The sequence below is a fragment of the Rugosimonospora acidiphila genome, assembly GCF_039543385.1.
Lineage (GTDB): Bacteria > Actinomycetota > Actinomycetes > Mycobacteriales > Micromonosporaceae > Rugosimonospora > Rugosimonospora acidiphila.
Genome location: NZ_BAABJQ010000005.1, coordinates 1 through 17613, shown reverse-complemented (window position 1 = coordinate 17613; position 17613 = coordinate 1). Strand labels below are relative to the sequence as shown.

15 protein-coding genes and 2 tRNA genes are annotated in these 17613 nt (G+C 70.5%); 11 read left to right on the top strand and 6 right to left on the bottom strand.

Annotation, left to right across the window (positions count from 1 at the left end; all coding sequences use genetic code 11):
* The first annotated feature begins 45 nt into the window (after window positions 1-45).
* The gene (locus ABEA87_RS10100; RefSeq protein WP_345628267.1) at window positions 46-924 is read left to right on the top strand and encodes a terpene synthase family protein; all 879 of its coding nucleotides are present in this window, start codon (window positions 46-48) and stop codon (window positions 922-924) included.
* Here the strand turns inward: ABEA87_RS10100 and ABEA87_RS10095 are convergent.
* A complete protein-coding gene (locus ABEA87_RS10095; RefSeq protein WP_345628266.1) occupies window positions 884-2332 on the bottom strand; it encodes a cytochrome P450 in 1449 nt (482 codons plus the stop codon). The two genes, ABEA87_RS10100 and ABEA87_RS10095, sit on opposite strands and share 41 nt — an antisense overlap.
* 228 nt (window positions 2333-2560) lie before the next feature.
* Here ABEA87_RS10095 and ABEA87_RS10090 point away from each other — a divergent pair, with 228 nt between their 5' ends.
* Window positions 2561-3604: a polyprenyl synthetase family protein gene (locus ABEA87_RS10090; RefSeq protein WP_345628265.1), complete on the top strand. Its 1044-nt coding sequence runs from the start codon at window positions 2561-2563 to the stop codon at window positions 3602-3604.
* Here the strand turns inward: ABEA87_RS10090 and ABEA87_RS10085 are convergent.
* A complete protein-coding gene (locus ABEA87_RS10085; protein WP_345628264.1) occupies window positions 3601-4983 on the bottom strand; it encodes a hypothetical protein in 1383 nt (460 codons plus the stop codon). The two genes, ABEA87_RS10090 and ABEA87_RS10085, sit on opposite strands and share 4 nt — an antisense overlap.
* Window positions 4984-4992: 9 nt before the next feature.
* Window positions 4993-8082, bottom strand: coding sequence for a beta strand repeat-containing protein (locus ABEA87_RS10080; RefSeq protein WP_345628254.1), 3090 nt, complete (start codon window positions 8080-8082; stop codon window positions 4993-4995).
* A 253-nt stretch (window positions 8083-8335) separates the two neighbouring features.
* Here ABEA87_RS10080 and ABEA87_RS10075 point away from each other — a divergent pair, with 253 nt between their 5' ends.
* Both ABEA87_RS10075 and ABEA87_RS10070 read left to right on the top strand, forming a co-directional pair.
* Window positions 8336-8722: a nuclear transport factor 2 family protein gene (locus tag ABEA87_RS10075; RefSeq protein ID WP_345628252.1), complete on the top strand. Its 387-nt coding sequence runs from the start codon at window positions 8336-8338 to the stop codon at window positions 8720-8722.
* A 43-nt stretch (window positions 8723-8765) separates the two neighbouring features.
* Window positions 8766-9272, top strand: coding sequence for a GNAT family N-acetyltransferase (locus ABEA87_RS10070; protein WP_345628250.1), 507 nt, complete (start codon window positions 8766-8768; stop codon window positions 9270-9272).
* Between the two features lie 127 nt (window positions 9273-9399).
* On the opposite strand, the gene ABEA87_RS10065 is transcribed toward ABEA87_RS10070, so the two are convergent.
* Window positions 9400-9470: transfer RNA gene (locus ABEA87_RS10065), tRNA-Gly, on the bottom strand.
* 141 nt (window positions 9471-9611) lie between these two features.
* Between ABEA87_RS10065 and ABEA87_RS10060 the strand changes: the two genes are divergently transcribed.
* The 5 genes from ABEA87_RS10060 to clpX all read left to right on the top strand — a co-directional run bounded on the left by ABEA87_RS10060 (window position 9612) and on the right by clpX (window position 14114).
* Window positions 9612-9685: transfer RNA gene (locus ABEA87_RS10060), tRNA-Pro, on the top strand.
* Between the two features lie 107 nt (window positions 9686-9792).
* Window positions 9793-11181, top strand: a complete 1389-nt coding sequence (gene tig / locus ABEA87_RS10055) for a trigger factor (protein ID WP_345628248.1) — start codon at window positions 9793-9795, stop codon at window positions 11179-11181.
* 170 nt (window positions 11182-11351) lie between these two features.
* Window positions 11352-11975, top strand: coding sequence for a ClpP family protease (locus tag ABEA87_RS10050; RefSeq protein WP_345628246.1), 624 nt, complete (start codon window positions 11352-11354; stop codon window positions 11973-11975).
* Window positions 11976-11993: 18 nt separating this feature from the next.
* Window positions 11994-12617 carry an ATP-dependent Clp protease proteolytic subunit gene (locus ABEA87_RS10045; RefSeq protein WP_345628244.1) on the top strand — a complete coding sequence of 208 codons (624 nt, stop codon included), beginning with the start codon at window positions 11994-11996 and terminating at the stop codon, window positions 12615-12617.
* A 207-nt stretch (window positions 12618-12824) separates the two neighbouring features.
* Entirely contained in the window at window positions 12825-14114 is a 1290-nt protein-coding gene (clpX, locus tag ABEA87_RS10040) for an ATP-dependent Clp protease ATP-binding subunit ClpX (RefSeq protein ID WP_345628242.1), read from the top strand.
* 3 nt (window positions 14115-14117) lie between these two features.
* On the opposite strand, the gene ABEA87_RS10035 is transcribed toward clpX, so the two are convergent.
* Window positions 14118-14750, bottom strand: a complete 633-nt coding sequence (locus tag ABEA87_RS10035) for a helix-turn-helix domain-containing protein (RefSeq protein ID WP_345628240.1) — start codon at window positions 14748-14750, stop codon at window positions 14118-14120.
* A gap of 41 nt (window positions 14751-14791) precedes the next feature.
* Here ABEA87_RS10035 and ABEA87_RS10030 point away from each other — a divergent pair, with 41 nt between their 5' ends.
* Both ABEA87_RS10030 and ABEA87_RS10025 read left to right on the top strand, forming a co-directional pair.
* Window positions 14792-15628 (top strand): DMT family transporter, encoded by an 837-nt coding sequence (locus tag ABEA87_RS10030; protein ID WP_345628238.1) that lies wholly within the window; start codon window positions 14792-14794, stop codon window positions 15626-15628.
* 103 nt (window positions 15629-15731) lie between these two features.
* Window positions 15732-16538, top strand: coding sequence for a carbon-nitrogen hydrolase family protein (locus ABEA87_RS10025; RefSeq protein ID WP_345628236.1), 807 nt, complete (start codon window positions 15732-15734; stop codon window positions 16536-16538).
* Between the two features lie 284 nt (window positions 16539-16822).
* Here ABEA87_RS10025 and ABEA87_RS10020 read toward each other — a convergent pair whose 3' ends face one another.
* Window positions 16823-17020, bottom strand: a complete 198-nt coding sequence (locus ABEA87_RS10020) for a hypothetical protein (RefSeq protein WP_345628234.1) — start codon at window positions 17018-17020, stop codon at window positions 16823-16825.
* Between the last annotated feature and the right edge of the window lie 593 nt (window positions 17021-17613).

Below are 17613 nucleotides of genomic sequence, written 5' to 3'. Positions count from 1 at the left end.
GGCGCGATTGACGGGTCGGCGAGGGACGGCGGGGAAGGAGTACCGGTGGTACTGCCAGACGTGGTCGAGTCCGCGCCCGCGGCCTCGCAGCTGGGTCGGATCGGTGCGGTCGCCGGCCAGAGCCAGCGCGACCTGCGGGACTGCGCGGCGGCGTACCCGCGGCTGTTTCCGGCCAAGCCGTTCGAGCCGGCGGTGTTCGGCACCATCGCGATGGCGAACGCGTGCTGCGCGCCGTGGCTGGACGCGTCCGGGCTGCGGGTCACGAACCGCGCCGCGCTGTGGGCGTTCGGCGTCGACCGGCTGATCGACCACGTCGCCCGGTCGCGGGCCGAGGTGGACGACGTCGTGCGACGCTGCCGCGAGGTGGCCTCGGGTGGAGCGCCGGCCCCCGACGACGCCCTGGCGGGGCTGCTGGCCGAGCTGCGCGACCGGCTGGTTGCCGCGCCCGCCCACCCGGACCTGCTCGCCATCTGGCGCGGGGAGCTGGACCTGATGCTGACCGCGATGGCACGGGAGTGGGACTGGAAGGACTCCGGCGCCTCCCCGACCCTCGACGAGTACCTCGCCAACGCCGACAACCTCGGCTTCTCCTTCGTCTTCGCGGCGCATTGGGCGACCAACGCGCCGGACGGGCGGCCCGGGCACGTCGAGACGCTGCGCGCGGCGGCCGGCGCCGTCCAGAACGCCATCCGGCTGATCAACGATCTCGGCTCCTACGACCGGGACGTCCGCTGGGGCGACCTCAACGTGTTGATGCTGGGGGTGAGCAGGGACGCGGTGAGCCGGCGGATCGTGGAGTTCGCCGACGAGTGCGACGCGCTGCTGCGTGGCCTTCCCCCCGAGCAGGCCGGCCTGGCCGGGTACCTGTCCCGTCAGGTGCGGTTCAACATGGGCTTCTACCCGGTCTCCGACTACTGGGTCTAGGCCGGGAGCGGACCGGGCCGCCCGGCTTGGCCGCGAACACCAGGTCGATCGGCCGGTTCGGGCGCAGGTTGACGGCGGCGCGCGGTGCCACCGGCCCGGACTCGCCGCGGGCCGGGCGGAACCGGGCCAGCAGCGCGGCCACGATGAGCTGCGCCTCGACCGTGAAGAAGTGGCTGCCCAGGCAGCGGTGCGCGCCACCGCTGAACGGGTAGTACGCGAAGCGGTGCTGTCCCGCTCGGCGGTCCGGCGCGAAGCGCTCCGGATCGAACTCGTCGGGGCGCTCCCACAGCCGCGGTGACCGGTGGGTCAGGTACGGGCTGATGATGATCGGGGCGCCGCCCCGGACGCGTACGCCGTCGATGACGTCGGGCCGCGCGGCGGTGCGCGGGATGATCCAGCCGACCGGGTACAGGCGCAGCAGCTCCTGCAGGACGAGGCCGGTGTAACGCAGGCCGCCGAGGTGTTCCCGCCCCGCGGTCCCGGAGCCGACCACCCCGTCGATCTCCTCGTACAGCCTGGCGGCCACGTCCGGACGCTGGTCCAGCACGATCCACAGCCAGGTCAACGCGACGGCGGTGGTCTCGCTGCCGCCGACGAACATGGCCACCACGTCGTCGCGTACCTGCCGGTCGTCCAGGTGTCCGCCGTTCTCGTCCGTGGCCCGGCACAGCAGCGAGGCGATGTCGCTGTCCCCGGCACCCTGTTCCCGGCACTGGCGCACCAGCGGGAACATGATGTCGTCGACGGTGCGCACCGCGCGGGCGAAGGCCCGGTCGCCGGGCACCGGCACGCCGTCCGGTACGAACGGCAGGAGCATGCGCGGGCCGAGCGAGGTGAACGCGACCGCGATGGCCTGCCCGAGGCGGTCGGCGTCCGGTGCGCTGATCCGGTCGCCGAAGAATGCCCGGATAACCGCGCGGTTGACGATCCTGGTCATGGTCAGGCACGCGTCGACCGGCCTGCCGGTGCGGGCGACGGGGTCCAGTTCGGCCACCGCCTCGGCGATGGTCTCGGACATGAGGTCGATGAGCGTGGCGATGTTGTGGGCCGAGAACATCGGCTGGATGAGCCTGCGGCGGGGCTGCCACTCGGGGCCCCCGCTGGCCAGGCCGTGCCCGATCAGCCGGCGCAGCGGTTTCCACATCATGCCGTCACGCAGGTAGTTGTCCGCGTGGTCGACCAGCACGTGCTGCACGTGCTCCGGCCGCCAGACCAGGTACGGGCGGACCAGCCCGAGGTCGACCCGTACCAGCGATCCGCCGGCGCGCTGGCCGATGTCGGTGAGCGTGCGCAGCGGCGCTCGGAACAGCCCGGGCAGGGTCCGGTACGCCGGGATGGTGGTGGGCCGGTCGGGGCGCTGCCGTTCGGGGTGCTGCCGGTCGACGCTCCTGCGCGGAGTGGACACCATGCCGAGGCCCCCAACGTGGTCGCAACAAGTGATCAACTAGGAGCAATGCGTGGAAGTATTGCATGATCAAACTTGGCTACACAAGATCAAATGGCGCGTTGCCGCTCTTGGTGAACGAGTCAATACGGGCAGTGTCGGCCGCACGAAGTTGATCGGTATCATTCGACCGCGCGATCTTACCGGTTCCCGATCGATTGACATGAATCGACCCATTGATGCGGATAGGGTGTGGTGGTCAGGTTGGCCAGCGGTAGCCGGTTCGCGTCGGGTCCGACCGGCCTGGACGAGTCACTGCAACGGGAACTGGACGGCCTGGTGACCTCGGCCGCGACCAGCGGCGTGCCCTGGCTGGACGCCGAACTCGGGCGGCTGCTGCGCCGCCCGGGCAAGCGGATCCGGCCCGGCCTGGTGCTGGCGTCCGCGCGCTGTGGGCCGATACTCGACCTTTCCACGGCGCTGACCTGTGCCGCGGCCATCGAGCTGCTGCACCGCAGCACCCTGGTACACGACGACCTCATGGACGGCGCGAAGTTCCGGGGCGGCGAGCCCACCCTGCACCACACCAGCGGGGTGGCCGGCGCGCTGCTCGGCGGGGACTACCTGTTCGGGGTCGGCGGCCGGCTGATCGTCCAGGTCGGCCAGGAGGCCGCCGCGGTATGGCACGAGGCGTACCTGGACCTGTGCGACGGCCAGGCCCGCGAGACGGCCAACCGGTACCTGACCATCACCGACGAGGAGTACCTGCGGGTGATCCGCGGCAAGACCGGCTCGCTGATCCGGGCCGCGTGCGAACTCGGCGCGCTGTGCTCCGGGCTACCGGTGGCCGGGGTGCGGGCGCTGGCCCGGTTCGGGGACTGTTTCGGCATCGTGTTCCAGCTGGTCGACGACCTACTGGACGTGGTCTCCACGCCGGCACTGTGTGGCAAGCCGGTGCGGCACGACGCGGCACAGGGCGTGTACACGCCGCCGCTGCTGCTGGCCGCGCGGCGGGACGGCGTGGCGCTCGGGCCGGACCTGCCGCCCGAGCGGATCGCCGCGCTCTACCGGACCGCCCTGGAGCACGGGGTGACCCCCACCGTCGCCGCCGCGTACGACTGGGCGGACCGGGCCCGCGTGGCGCTGTCCGCGCTGCCGGCCTCGCCCGCCCGGGAGGGCCTCGCCGAACTGCCCGAGCAGCACGTGACCGAGGCACTGGCCACCCGCGTGGCGCCCGAGCACCGGCACCTGGTCGCGACGCTGATCCGTCGCGGCGAACCGGTCGCGCTGGCCTAGCCCTGTCCGGCCGGCTTGCCGGTCAGGCGGTAGTGCAGCACGAGGAAGGGCAGCCCGAAGACCCAGAATTCGTGCTCCGCCCGTAGCTGGCCGTCCCGGACGTAGACGTCCAACTGCTCGGCGAAGCCGTGCACGGCCAGCGTGGTCAGCGCCCGCGTGTTCCGGTCGACGTGGGTCAGGTAGTGGCCGGCGTGGCTGGTCTCGCCCCGGCTGCGCAGGGTCAGTCCGCCGTCCTCACGCGAGCACGGCTCCAGCGTGGCGGTGAAGCTCGCCTCGGGGACCGGGAAGCCGACGCTGACGTACCCCCGGCCGTCGAACCGGTATGTGGTGTAGATGCCGACGTAGATGGGCTCGTCGGTGTCGGCGAAGGAGCGGATCCAGCCGCGTACGGTGATCACGCCATCCACGCCGCTGATGGTGTCGATCCGGCTGTGTACGCCGCGCAGCGTCTCCCGCTGGTTCATCGGCAGGTTGGCCTGCCCGAGGGGGCGCGCCAACAGGGTGCGGTACAGCAGGTATCCCGGTCGCACCCAGAGCCGCCAGCTCGGCACGATGTCGAGCGCGAACCGGGTCGTGTGCTCGTAGAACTCCCGCACCAGCGGGTGGACTCCGGACGGGTCGAAGCCCGGCCCGGCCAGCTCGTCGAGCGAGGCCACGATGCCGACGCCGGGCGCCTGTGCCGTGTACCGGCCACCGAGCACCTCGGCCAGATCCCGGACGTACCCGGTGCCCACGTACCTGGTGCGCGCCGGCACCGGTACCACGAACGGCAGGTCGGACGCTGGTACCCGCTCGGCGAGCAGGCTCACCTGCGCGTCCCGGAACAGCGCGGCCGACAGCACCCGGAACAGCACCACCGTGGCCGCCGCCATCACCGAGGCCGGTACGGTCCAGCCGGTGGCGAGCGCGATCCCGCCCAGGGCCGCGCCGAGCACGGGGCCCATGATCACCTTCTGCGGCCGCAGCCCGAGCAGCCCGGTGACCAGGCCGGCCGCGATCCCGACCAGCAGCGGCCCGGCGCCGGTCAGCCACCCGACCAGCCAGCCGAGCGAGGCCGCCAGCGCGCCGCTCATCACGATGCGCGCCCACAGCGCCGGGATCTCGGCGGTGCGCTGCCGGGCCCGGGCCACCGCGTCCACGGCGGCCACGACGACGGCGCCGGCCGGAGCGCCCACGGCGACCGCCGACCCGCCCCAGTGCGCGGTCAGCGCGGCGCCCGCGAGAGCACCGATCACGCCGGTGAAGATGGCCGACTGCACTGGCCCGGGGCGCCCCGAACGCTCCCCGCCCGGGCCCCCCGCCGAGTCCTGGCCGGCGGCCGTCGGCCGTTCGGGGCCTGGGGTGGGGCCGTCGGCCGGGGTCGAACCATTCAGCGTCACGCCCGGAATCTACCTACCGGAACAAAGCCGGCGGCGGGCGCTCGCGCGCCAGCCGCCGGCGTTGCCCAGGTAGGTGACCGTCAGTGTGTAGTTTCCGGCGGTCAGCGCGCTGCCCGGCACGGTGATCACGCCCAGCGGCAGGATCGGCAGCAGGTTGGCGTGCGTGGAGTAGGCCACGCGGCCGCTGCCGTCGGTGACCGTGACCATGACCGTACCGGTCACCAGCGACGGGGCGATCCGGGTCGGAGTGACCGCGACCAGCACCGCCACCGGCAGCCCGGCCCGGGTACGGGTCGGCGCCACCAGCGCGTTGGTGACCGTCGCTGTGCCCGCCACCGTCTCGCGCAGGGTGCCGCCGCTGGGTGCGAAGTCGGCGCTGCCCGAGTAGCTGGCGCCGGCCGTGTAGGCCGACCCCGAGGCGTGCAGGGCCCCGGCCGGCAGGGTGCAGGTGGCGATGCCGGCGGCGGACACCGGGGCGGTGTTCGAGGAGGCGCAGTCCACGGTCGAGCCGTCGGCGCCGGTGACCGAGAAGGTCACCGTGCCGGTCGGCGTTCCGGTGCCGGCCGCACCGCGCACCGTGGCGGTGAGCGTCACCGCCTTGCCGGGCGTCGCCGGGTTCGCGCTCGCCGCCACCGACACGGTGGTCGCCTGGGCGGCCGGCGGGGCGTAACTGAACACCACGCCGAGGTCCTTCTGCAGGTCGGTGACGATGCCGGCCTTGGAGGTCAGGCCGTCACCGTAGAAGACCACGTCGCCGTCGTCCTGGATGAGCTGGACCGGGGCGCCCGCGACCAGCGGGTCCGGCACGCTGACGATGGTCTCCCAGGCGCCGAGGTTGTCGGCCGAGGGCAGCTGCGGCAGCGCGGTCCCGGTCTTGCGCGGTGCGTGCGCCGGGTTGCCGTCCCAGGTGTACAGGGCGAAGCCGGCGTTGGTGTCGTCCGCGGTGCCGGCGATGATCAGGTACTGGCCGTCGGCGTTGCGCCGGATGTCCCGGATGCCCAGCCCGCCCAGGTCGAAGAAGATGGGCGCGCCGAACGTGGCGTGCACCGACCCCGGGTTGCCGGCGGTCGGCAGCGCGGCGAAGTTCGTCACCGGTACCAGCATGGCCAGATGCCGGTCGGTGGTGGGCTCCAGCGGAGCCCGGAACGCGAGGTACGCGGTCGAGCCGTCGGTCGCGAACTCCAGCCCCTCGACGTTGAGCGCGTCGGCCTCGTGCCCGTCCACCCCGGCGGCCGACGAGGCGGCCAGGCCGAGGTAGTTGGCGCCCAGGCCGTGGCCGTTGTTCTGGTCCCAGGCGACCAGGTCGGACAGCAGGCCGGTGTAGCTGCCGACGTAGCTCAGCGTGGTGTCCGCCCCGGTACCGGAGATCCGGGTGGCGAACAGCGTGCTGCGGGCCGGTGCGGTGGCCCCACTGGAGCTGGTGGACAGCGACCCCTCCCAGTAGAGGGTGTCCCCGGAGCGCGCCACCGATTCGATGTCCACCTCGGTGCCGCCCAGCGGCAGCTGGTCGCTGAAGTCGAAGGTCTTCACCGGGGCGCCCGAGTGGCCCAGGTCGTACAGCCGCAGCACGCTGTTCTCGTCGTCGGCCACGATGGCGTACCCGCCGCCCACGTCCACCGCCGTCGAGGCGTTGCCCGCGCCGGAGTAGTACCGCGGGTCCTGCCCGCCGGCCGCGGTGACCGCGGCCGTGAGGTCGGCGGAGACGCCGTACCGGATCTGGGTGCTGGCCGAGGTGCCGTCCGGCGCCTTGACGGTCAGCGTGATCGTCGAGTCGCCCACGGCGCCGGGCGTCACCGTCAGCGTGCGGTCGGCGCCGGTACCGGTGACCGAGATCCCGGAGGTCGGTGCCACCGTGGTGTCCGACGAGGTGGCGGCGACGGTCAGCAGGTCGGCGGCGGCGTTGGCGTCGCCGACCGTGATCGGCAGGGTGGGGTTGGTCGGGTCGCCGAGCGCGGCCGGCAGCGCGGCGCGGGGCGTGGTGATGGTCGGCTTGGTCGTCGGCGGCTTGACCACGCCGCCGCCGGACCCGATCACCGTGCCGGGCGTGAAGGCGACGCCCCGGGCGGCCTCGTTCGCCGGCAACGTGGCGATCGTGGTCGCGGTGCCGTCCAGCGTGCCGCCGATCCCGCTGTCGTCAGTGATCTTGTACAGCGTGCCGGTGGTGCCGTCCCCGCTGCTGGTCGCGTAGATCGTGACGGTGCCGTTGTCGTCGTTGGCGGTCAGCCCGGCGGCGCCGGTCACCGGCACCGAACCCTCCGCCACCCAGGAGCCGTCCACCAGGCCGTACTTGACCACGGCGCCGGCGGTGAGGTCGGCCTCGTACAGGGTGTCCGGGGTGCCGTCGCCGGCCGTGCCCGTCGGGCCGGCCAGGGTGAGCAGCGAGTACGAGTACGGGTCGCCGGGCGGGGTCGCGAACGGAAGGTTGGTCACCGCCTGCCCGGCGGTGGTGGGCAGGCCGCTGCCGACCGTACCGATGGTCAGCCCGGCCTTGGTCGGGTCGGCCGAGGCGTAGAGCTGGCCGTCCACCACCGACACCTGCCGGACGTTCTTGAACGTGCCGCTGTCCAGCTGCGTCGAGGTCGAGGCGCCCAGCGTGGCGTACCGGGGTCCGCCGGCCGCCCCGCCGACCCACAGGTCGGTGCCGTTGCTGCTGGTCGCCGAGCGCGGGTTGTTGGCGGTGGAGAAGTCGGTCAGCGCGGTGGTGGTGTCCACGGCACCGGAGGCGTCCACCCGGGCGACGGTGCGCGGCGTGCTCGCCGAGTCGGTGTCGGCGATCTTCTTGGTACCCACCGCCGCGTCGTACCCCGGCGCGATCAGGTACCGGCCGTCGGCCGACAGCGTGAGCAGCCCCTCGGACGTGGCCGAACCGCTGGCCACCAGCGGGTTGTTGGCGCCGCTGGCCGCCGTCGGCAGCGGCACCGACGTCACCAGCGTGCCGTCCGGCGAGTACTCGTCGAGGAACACCGGTGCGGCGGCGCTGGACAGCGCCGTGCTGCCGTCACCTACCCGGTACACCACCAGATCGCCCGGGGTGAACCCGTCCGCCGCCGCGGCCGGCCCGCTTCCGGTCGCCACCAGCGCGGCGGTGCCAAGCAGCACGCTCGCGCCTATCGCTATTCCGCGTCCGCGGATACCTAATGGATTCGAGCTCAATGCCATAGCACGCCCGCTCTCTGAAGCTGCTGGATTCGCGCCGCGGCAAACGATGGCGATCGCGGCGCACGGCCGAAACGTAGGAGCGGTACCTGAATCGGAACCACCGCGCAGTCGTCCGAAAAATGAACGGGTCGCAACGCGGCGCTGGACCGGCCCTGTGAGATTGACTGGGGGATCAGCGGGTAGCGGGCATGTCATGACATCGGACGTTGGCGCCCAGGCCGACAAGGCGTACGGGCTGTACCTCGGCGGCCTGCGCGACGGGCAGTGGCAGGGATTCCATGAAGTTCTGGCCGACGAGGTGGACCTGGTCTGGCCGTACCCGCCGAGTGCCGGGCACTACACGGGCGCTGACGGGCGGCAGAAGCTGATGGTCTTCCTCGACCAGTTCGGCGACGAGGGCAACCGGATCGTCGAATCGGAGGTGCTCCTCCGGGTCATCGACGGCGACCGGGTCATCTTCGAGGATCACGGCAAGGGCACCCTTTTCCGCCGGCCGTACGAGGGGCGGCACTGCATCATCTTCGTGATGTCCGACGGGCGGGTGGCGGGATTCCACGAGTACACGGCGCGCGTCGCGTAGCGCGGAGATCCCTACCGCCGGGCCGCGCCGGTACCCTTGTCCGATGCCGATCCGGCCGGTGCGCGTGGGCGAGTTGGACGTCCTGCGGGACATCGAGCGGGCCGCCGGGCTGTGCTTCCGGGACGTCGGCATGCCGGAGATCGCCGATGACGAGCCGTTTCCGGTCGAGGTGCTGGCCGAATACCAGGCGGACGGTCGGGCCTGGGCGGCCTCGGACGGGGCGGACGCGCCGATCGCGTACCTGATCTGGGACCCGGTCGACGGCAACGTCCACATCGAGCAGGTGTCGGTGCACCCGGACCACGCCGGCCGGAGGATCGGCCGGTCGCTGCTGGAGCAGGTGGCCCGGCTGGCCGCGGCGGACGGGGTGCCCGCGCTGACCCTGACCACCTTCGTGAAGGTGCCCTGGAACGCGCCGTACTACCTGCGGTGCGGCTTCCGGTGCCTCGACGAGTCGGACCTCACGCCGGGCCTGCGGGCGATCCGCCGCCGGGAGGCCGAGCACGGCCTGGACCGCTGGCCACGCACGGCCATGCGCCGGGACCTGTAGGCGGAGCCGGCCATTCGCGAGTTAATGCCCGAATGGGACATTTCAGCATAGGTGGTATTGATCTCCCAGCGCGCCAGCCGAGCGCCACGGGCCGGAAACCGGCCCTGACCAGCAACGGGAGTAAAAGAGCGGCCGACGGGAATCGAACCCGCACCGTCAGTTTGGAAGACTGAAGCTCTGCCATTGAGCTACGGCCGCGACGCCCCGATCGTCCGGGGCGTCCCTAGCGTACAAGTAGACCGGCGTCTCCGCCGAACCAGTTCCGGCGGGTCTGGGGGCGGGTGCGATGAACCCGACAAGCGGACACCCCGCCCGACCCCTTACACTTCACCCACGCTACGGGGTGTGGCGCAGTTTGGTAGCGCACTCGCTTTGGGAGCGAGGGGCCGTGGGTTCAAATCCCGCCACCCCGACTCGTGGCCGGGGCCGGGGCGTGTGCGGCGCCCGGCTGGGCACCGCGCGTGTCGCCTCGCCTACACTCGACCGAGCCCCAATTTCTGCAGATCACAAGGAGTACGCCGTGAAGAGCACCGTCGAGACTCTGAGCCCAACCAGGGTGAAGCTTGCCATCGAGGTGCCGTTCGCCGAGCTCGAGCCGAGCCTGAAGAAGGCGTACCGGGAGATCGCCTCCCAGGTCAACGTCCCCGGCTTCCGGCGGGGCAAGGTGCCGGCGTCCGTCATCGACCAGCGGGTCGGGCGTGGCACCGTGCTCAACGAGGCCGTCCAGGACGCCATCCCGACCCAGATCGTCGCCGCCGTGCAGGAGCACGAGGTCAAGAGCCTCGGCCGTCCCGAGGTCGAGATCACCGATTTCTCCGACGGGCAGCCGCTGTGCTTCACCGCCGAGCTCGACGTGCGCCCCGAGATCAACTTGCCGGACCTCGAGGGCATCGCGGTGACCGTCGACGAGATCCAGATCGGCGACAACGAGATCGACGACCAGGTCAGCGCGCTGCGTGAGCGGTTCGCGACGCTGAAGACCGTGGAGCGGGCCGCCCAGGTCGGCGACTACGTCCAGATCGATCTCGCGGCGACCGCGGACGGCCAGGAGGTGCCGGGCGGGTCGGCCACCAACATCTCCCACGAGGTGGGCAGCAACCAACTGCTGCCGGGCCTCGACGAGGTGCTCGGCGGCCTGTCGGCCAACGAGTCGGCCTCCTTCACGACCCAGCTGGTCGGTGGCGAGTTCGCCGGCAAGGACGCCGACGTGGCGGTGACCGTGCGGACCGTCAAGGAGAAGGAGCTCCCGCCGCTGGACGACGACTTCGCCCAGCTGGCCAGCGAGTTCGACACGCTGGACGAGCTGCGGGAGGACCTGCGGACCCGGCTGACTCGGGCCAAGCGCGTCGAGCAGCTCTACTCGGCCCGCGACAAGGCCCTGGAGGAGCTGGTCAAGGCGGCGGAGGTGCCGGCGCCGGACGGCATCGTGCGCGACGAGGTCGAGCAGCGCAAGCAGGCCATGGCCGACGAGCTGGAGCGCATGGGCGCCTCGATGGACGAGTATTTCGCCGCCGAGGGCAAGTCCGCCGAGGACGTGGACAAGGAGCTCACCGAGTCGGCCACCGAGGGCGTCAAGATCCAGCTGCTGCTGGACACGCTGGCCGACCGGGATGAGATCGAGGTCACGGACGACGAGTTCGGCCACGAGATCGTGCACCGCGCCCAGCGCGTGGGTGTCGCTCCCCAGCAGTACTACGACCAGCTCGTCCGGTCCGGGATGGCCGCCGCTGTCTATGGCGACGTTCGCCGGGGTAAGGCGTTGGCACAGGTACTGGAGCACATCAAGATCAGCGACAGCGCCGGGAACGAGATCAGCCTGGACGACCTGCGCGGCGAGGTGGCGGCGGCGGAGCACAACCACGAGGGCCACGATCACGAGGGCCACGACCACGAGGGCCACGAGCACTGAGAGCGGGCGGCGCGTCCGCCGGACGTGCGCTTTGAGCGAACAGTAGCCGTGGAAGGGAGTTCCCGTCCGAACCACCGGTTAGTGTCGGGCGTACGGAGGGATTTCACCGGCCCTGTGGCCGGTGCGGATCCGGAGCTCCGATTCGGATTCTTTGGACGCGAAGGGCTGCCATGACCGACCTGATCATTCCCACGGCGCGCAGCGCCGACCAACTTGGCGGCAACCTCGACGACGCGGTGTTCAACCGGCTGCTGCGCGAGCGCATCATCTTCCTCGGCAGCGAGGTGACCGACCAGGTCGCCAACCGGATCTGCGCCCAGTTGCTGCTGCTCGCGGCCGAGGACGAATCCCGCGACATCTGGCTCTACATCAACTCGCCCGGCGGATCGGTCTACAGCGGCTTCGCCATCTACGACGTCATGCAGTACGTGTCCAACGACGTGGCGACCGTCGCGATGGGGATGGCCGCCTCCATGGGCCAGCTCCTGCTGTGCGCCGGCGCTCAGGGCAAGCGGTACGCGCTGCCGCACGCGCGGATCATGATGCACCAGCCGTCCGGCGGCATCGGCGGTACGGCGGCGGACATCGCGATCCAGGCGGAGCAGATGCTCTACACCAAGCGGATGTTCCAGGAGCGGGTCGCCTTCCACACCGGCCAGGCCCAGGAGCAGATCGAGACGGACTCCGATCGCGACCGCTGGTTCACCGCCGAAGAGGCGAAGGACTACGGCTTCATCGACCGAGTCATCACCGTAGCGGGCCAGGTTCCGTCCGGCGCTGGCACCCTGCAGTAAGAGGAGGACAATCCAATCGTGGACGTCTACAACCGCTATGTCCTCCCGTCGTTCGTCGAGCGCACGTCGTACGGGATCAAGGAATCCAACCCGTACAACAAGATGTTCGAGGAGCGGATCATCTTCCTCGGCGTGCAGATCGACGACGCGTCGGCCAACGATGTGATGGCCCAGCTGTTGACGCTGGAGTCGGCCGATCCGGACCGGGACATCGTGATGTACATCAACTCGCCGGGTGGCTCGTTCACCGCGATGACCGCGATCTACGACACCATGCAGTTCGTCCGGCCCGACATCCAGACCGTGTGCCTGGGCCAGGCGGCCAGCGCCGCCGCGGTGCTCCTCGCCGCCGGCACGGCCGGCAAGCGGATGGCGCTGCCGAACTCCCGGATCATCATCCACCAGCCGGCCACCGAGGGAGGGTTCGCCCAGGGCTCGGACATCGAGATCCAGGCCCGGGAGATCCTCCGGATGCGCACTCAGCTGGAGGAGATGCTTTCCCGGCACTCCGACCAGCCGGTCGAGAAGGTGCGCCGGGACATCGATCGCGACAAGTTCCTGACCGCGGTCGAGGCCCAGGAGTATGGTTTGGTCGACCAGGTGCTCAAGAGCCGCAAGAAGGCGCTCGTCACCAGCAAGTGAAACGGCGACCATCGCCGAAGTGTTACCACGACACCCGGTCCGGGGTCGACAACTTCGCCTCCGGACCGGGTAACGTCGAGTCTGTAAGTCGGTCCAGAACCCCGGACCTGGGCGTCGGATGACCCAGAGACCGGCCGCCACACGGCGTGCCGACCGCTGCCCAGCGCCTTGGGATATTGGGGCCCATCACAGCAGGGGAGAACGTAGGTGGCACGGATCGGCGACGGCGGCGACCTACTGAAGTGTTCCTTCTGCGGGAAGTCGCAGAAGCAGGTCAAGAAGCTCATCGCGGGCCCAGGGGTCTACATTTGCGATGAGTGCATCGATCTCTGTAATGAGATCATCGAGGAAGAGCTCGCGGAGTCCCCGGACGTCAAGTGGGACGAGCTGCCAAAGCCGATCGAGATCTGTGAGTTCCTCGACCAGTACGTGGTCGGCCAGGACCAGGCCAAGAAGGCCCTCGCGGTAGCGGTCTACAACCACTACAAGCGGATCCAGGCCGAATCGGGCGGCGGCCCCGGCGATTCCGGCGTCGAGCTGGCCAAGTCCAACATCCTGCTGATCGGGCCCACCGGTTGCGGCAAGACCCACCTGGCGCAGACCCTCGCCCGGATGCTCAACGTGCCGTTCGCGATCGCGGACGCGACCGCGCTGACGGAGGCCGGCTACGTCGGCGAGGACGTCGAGAACATCCTGCTGAAGCTGATCCAGGCGGCCGACTACGACATCAAGCGCGCCGAGACCGGGATCATCTACATCGACGAGGTCGACAAGATCGCGCGTAAGTCGGAGAACCCGTCGATCACCCGGGACGTCTCCGGCGAGGGAGTCCAGCAGGCGCTCTTGAAGATCCTCGAGGGCACCGTCGCCAACGTTCCTCCCCAGGGCGGGCGCAAGCACCCCCACCAGGAGTTCATCCAGATCGACACCACCAACGTGCTGTTCATCTGCGGCGGCGCGTTCGCCGGACTGGACCGGATCATCGAGTCCCGGGTGGGCAAGGGCGGCCTCGGCTTCGGCGCCAACCTCCGCTCGATCACCGAGCGCTCGCTGGACGACGTCTTCGCCCAGGTGATGCCCGAGGACATGCTCAAGTTCGGGCTGATCCCGGAGTTCATCGGGCGGCTCCCGGTGATCACGAATGTGCGCAGCCTCGACCGCGACGCGCTGGTGCGGATCCTGACCGAGCCGCGCAACGCCCTGGTCAAGCAGTACCAGCGCCTGTTCGAGCTGGACGGGGTCGAGCTGGAGTTCGAGCCCGACGCGCTGGACGCCATCGCCGACCAGGCCAACCTGCGCGGCACCGGCGCCCGCGGGCTCCGAGCGATCATGGAAGAGGTTCTTCTCTCCGTGATGTACGAGGTGCCCAGCAACCCGAACGCGGCCCGGGTCCTGATCACCCGCGAGGTCGTCCTGGAGAACGTGAACCCGACGATCGTGCCGCGCGAGTTCGTGGGCCGGCGGCGGGCGCGTGACCGCGAGGAGAAGTCGGCCTGACCCTCAGCCGCGGCGGTCGAAGCCGCCCTGTGGCATGAGCACGATCATGAGTAGGCGGACCGGAGCGTCGCCGTCGTTGCGATAGGCGTGCGCCCGGTCGGCCAGGAAGTCGATGGTCTCGCCCCGCCGTACCCGGTGATCCACCCCGCGGACGGTGATGAGCAGTTCACCGTCGAGGACGTGTAGAAGCTCCCGGGTCGAGGGCGCGTGGTCGGGCGAGAGGTGCTCGTCGCCGGGGCGCAGCTGCCACTCCCACAGCTCCATGAAGGTGGGGTCGCCCCGGCCGGCGAGTAGCCGCGCGAAGCCACCCCGCTCGCCGCGCCAGAGCAGCGGAGCCGAGGCTGCGTCGGTCACCCGTACCGGCTCCGGCTGATCCGGCTCGAGCAGCCGGGCGACCGAGACCCCGAACGCGTCAGCGACCCGGCAGAGGGTGCCGATGCTGGGATTGGTCTTGCCGCCCTCGATCTGAACGACCATGCCCTTGCTGACTCCGGAGCGGCCCGACAACTCGTCCAGGGACCAGCCATGGGCGTGCCGCAGCGCGCGCACGTGCCGGGCGACCGCCGCGGTAACCGCGTCCACCCCGTTGGCGCTCCGCGCCGGCTCGCCCTGAACCAGACCCTTTGTGTCGGTCAACACACTGTCCTCCGCAGTCAATATCATGTTACAAACTCGTCGTGCTGCCTATCCTGCTCGCGGGCGCGTCGGCAGCCGTTTGGGGTACGAGCGACTTCTGCGGCGGCAAGGCGACCCAGCGCGGCAATGCCCTGACCGTCACCGTCCTGTCCCAGCTCTGGGGCCTGCCGCTGCTCGCTCTCGCGCTGGTGGTGATCGGGGGCGGCTCGCCGAGCGTGGGGGCGTTCGGCTGGGGACTGCTCGCCGGGTTGGCGGGATTCATCGGCATCCTGCTGCTCTACGGGGGGCTGGCCCAGGGCGCGATGGCCATCTTCGCCCCCGTCACCGCGGTGGGGTCGGCGCTGGTACCGCTGATCGCCGGACTGATCCTCGAACGTACGCCGTCCGTGCTCCAGTTGCTCGGGGCGGGCTGCGCCATCGTCGCCATCGGGATGGTGAGCCTGACCGGGGGCGGGCGGACCAAGGTGACGCCCCGGCTCGTGGCGCTCGCGTTGACGTCCGGCGCGATGTTCGGCATCTTCTTCACCCTGCTCGGCCGGACCGGTGGCACCTCCGCCGGGCTGTGGCCGCTGCTCGCGGTGCGGTTCGCGTCGGTCGGGGCGGGCCTGCTGGTCTCCGCCCGCACCCGCACGAGTCTGCGCCTGACCCGTCAGTCGCTGCGCTGGGCCACCGTCGCCGGGCCGCTGGACATCCTGGCCAACGTGCTCTACGTGCAGGCCGCGGATCGTGACCTGCTGTCCGTGGTGGCCCCGGTCGCCGCGCTGTACCCGGTCAGCACGGTGCTGCTCGCGCTGGCGGTGGACCGGGAGCGGGTGCGGGTCGTCCAGTTCGTCGGTCTCGGCCTCGCCGCCGTCGCTCTCGTGCTCGTCGCGACCTGAGACCCGGCCGGGCCAGAGCCGTCCCGGCTTGGCCGGCTGCGCCGTCCCGGGCTTGATCGCGCGGCGGTCGACGGCGACTCACGGGCGACTTAGGCTGGGCGGCATGCGGGTCGCAGTCTGCCAGCTCAACTCCCGGGACGACCGGTCGGCCAATCTTGCCGTCGCCCGATCCCTGCTCGAGCGGGCCGCCGCCGCTGGCGCGGACCTCGCCGTGCTCCCCGAGTTCACCGACTACCTCGGCCGCGCCGCGGAACTGCCCAAGCCCGAGCCGATCGACGGCGAGTACGGCCAGTTCTTCGCCGACGCCGCGCGGGAGCTGTCGATGTGGGTGCACGCCGGCTCCTTTCACGAGGCCGGGCCGGATCCCGCTCACACGTACAACACCTCGCTCGTCTTTGACCCGAACGGCGACCTGGCCGCCGTGTACCGGAAGATCCACCTGTACGACGTCGAGATCCCGGGGCGAGTGTCCTATCTGGAGTCCGCGTCGGTCGCGCCAGGCTCCACTCCGGTCTCGCTGCGGGTGAAGGACCGGACGGTCGGCCTGTCCATCTGCTACGACCTGCGCTTCCCCGAGTTGTACCGGCATCTCGCCGTCGTCGACGGCGCGTCGATCCTGGTGGTACCGGCGGCCTTCATGCTGCACACCGGCCGGGACCACTGGGAGGTGCTGCTGCGCGCCCGCGCCATCGAGAACCAGTGCTTCGTGGTGGCAGCCGGCCAGATCGGCGATCACGAACCCGGGCGCACCTGCTTCGGCCGGAGCATGGTCATCGACCCCTGGGGCACGGTTCTGGCGCAGGCCCCCGATCAGGTTGGAGTGACCGTCGCCGACCTCGATTTCGATCGGCTCGACGCCATCCGGGCGGAGCTGCCCAGCCTGGCCAACCGGCGGCTCCCGCTCGGCTGAGCCGGCGCGCTCCGCGCGGTGCAGATGGCGTCCGCGCCGGCGCGCTCCGCGCGGAACCCATGGCTTCCGCGCCGGCGCGGGATTCGCGCCGTGTCCGACGGCTTCCCGCGTGGCCGCGCCGCGACTGTCCGTGTGTGAACACCGCGTGGACGGCGCTGGCACGGCCGATGATGATCAGCCGTGGCCCGGACCCGTACCGGTCGAATCCGGGGCCGCCTCGTGGCTCTCACGGGGCTCGGCGCCGCACTCGGCAGTGACGCCGGGCCCCGCGATCGAGGCGAGGCTCAGTGACCGGCGAACATGACGCCGACCGCCGCGATGGCCAGTGCGGTGCCGCCGATGACGATGAGTGCGCGGGACATCCGGGTTGGGCCCCGACGCAGTAACGGCACGATCGACAGCAGCACGGCGGCCAGGACGCAGCCCCCGATCACCAACTGCCACATGGGGAACAGCAGGCCAGACGAGCCGTCCTGGGACATGTCAGCCATTGAACCCCGTCGCCGCCATAGTTCGCGCGGTCGACCGTGTGACGTGAGTCAACGTCCGCCGATTTGACGCGGCACGTCCATGACCCGTAACTTTCTCTCTGCCTGCGGGACACCGGACAAAACGGCCGGTCCGCCAGGCGGTTGACCAGGGCTTTTAAGTCTCGGTCAACGGAGTGAACGGAGCTTTGATCGCCGGAAACGGGATTTGAACTCCGGACACTGAGAAGGTAAAGTAGCTAGGCCGGCGAGGAGCCGGGCGGGCAAGGAGCGCGAGAGCGGTCCGAGCCGGCCGGTCTCGGCGGACCTCCTGCAAGACCCCAGCCGGAGACGGCGGAGTCACTGTGGGTGGGAACTGGTCAGACTTGAACGGTCCGGCACAAAGTGCTTGACCATTCGGATCCGGTCGGGTAAGGTAGTGAAGTTGCCCCGCTACAGGGCCTCTTAGGGGGCCGGGTACGGTGTGTGTTTGTTTTTTGAGAACTCAACAGGGTGCTTGTAAAAGCCAGTGCCAAATATTGGTAATTTCCCCCGTCAGGGGATTTGGCAACTTTTGTTGCCAGGACAATTGTGTCCGACAAAGGTTT